Consider the following 1023-nt stretch of genomic DNA (forward strand, 5'->3'; position numbering starts at 1 on the left):
TGAAGACGTGAGGAAGTCACTTGGTCTGGACGATTAACTATTCCGATCGGGCGCTCAAATCGTTACGCAAGATGGACAAACAGAACGCACGACGGATTGTGGATTTTATGAGTTTACGCATTGCAGTTGCTGCCGATCCTCGCCAGTCAGGGAAGCCGCTCAAAGGTGAGCTGGGCGAGTTCTGGCGCTATCGGGTGGGAGATTATCGCGTTCTGTGTGAGATCCGAGATGACGAGCTTGTTATCCTTGCCGCCACGATTGGACATCGCCGCGAAGTTTACGACTGAAGCCCGCTATGCGGGCTTTTTTGATGCCGACAACAGGTATTATGGTAAATACTCGACTAACTACGTGTTCTACTGTTTGTCGGTTTTAGTTAACCAGCAGGTTGTCTTAACGATAATGTAGCCGTTATTTTTAACTAATAAGGTCATATTGTTAACGTCAGGCATAATAAAAGACATTATGGCCTCAGAGTTATCATCAGAAGCAGCTCTCTGCATTACTACTTCGATTCCCTTTTCTTTGAATCTATAAGTATCCAGTTGCCTATTAAACTTAGAAAGACCTACAACCATACTTAGTTTGTTATCTTTAACAGTAAGAGATGCTTCCTGAGTACCATTACATCGGTAGTAAGCGGTGTAACCGTCAGCAAAAGATCGACCGGGGAATATAAATGCTAGGAACGCAATTAACCAATACATAGTTGAGAATCTTGGTATTACACATTTCACTATCCTCTCTTTCATTTTTCGTTCACCATACTTTGTTATCTGATTTTTAATTTTTCTATTTTATAAACCAAGTCTCTACCAAAAAGGCGAAAATTATCCTCAAATAATAATAATTGTTTAAGAACATCCATGAAAGCAGCTGCTTCACCCTCAGTTATGGGAGCTACTCTATATAACATATAACCTGAGTTAAGGGTTTCTTTTATACTTTCTTCAATGCTCATTATAAATATTAGTGGATTATCATTTTTCTTCCCCCATGGGTTTCTAATTAATCCTTCGATGT

At 40.1% G+C, this 1023-nt stretch carries 3 protein-coding genes; 1 reads left to right on the plus strand and 2 read right to left on the minus strand.

Annotated features, from left to right (window positions below; genetic code table 11):
- Window positions 1–20: 20 nt before the first annotated feature.
- Window positions 21–287, plus strand: coding sequence for a type II toxin-antitoxin system RelE family toxin (locus tag HGP29_RS28175; RefSeq protein ID WP_004197762.1), 267 nt, complete (start codon window positions 21–23; stop codon window positions 285–287).
- A 69-nt stretch (window positions 288–356) separates the two neighbouring features.
- On the opposite strand, the gene HGP29_RS28180 is transcribed toward HGP29_RS28175, so the two are convergent.
- Both HGP29_RS28180 and HGP29_RS28185 read right to left on the minus strand, forming a co-directional pair.
- Complete coding sequence (locus HGP29_RS28180) at window positions 357–752, minus strand: hypothetical protein (protein WP_004198361.1); 396 nt, start codon at window positions 750–752, stop codon at window positions 357–359.
- A gap of 20 nt (window positions 753–772) precedes the next feature.
- On the minus strand, window positions 773–1023 hold a 251-nt coding region (locus HGP29_RS28185), incomplete at its 5' end, for a hypothetical protein (protein WP_211093449.1).

Origin of the sequence: Flammeovirga agarivorans (assembly GCF_012641475.1) — a bacterium.
Classification (GTDB): Bacteria; Bacteroidota; Bacteroidia; order Cytophagales; family Flammeovirgaceae; genus Flammeovirga; species Flammeovirga agarivorans.

Excerpts from the sequence above, each read along its gene's own strand:
- HGP29_RS28180 (WP_004198361.1), bottom strand. The coding sequence starts at position 752 with ATGAAAGAGAGGATAGTGAAATGTGTAATACCAAGATTCTCAACTATG.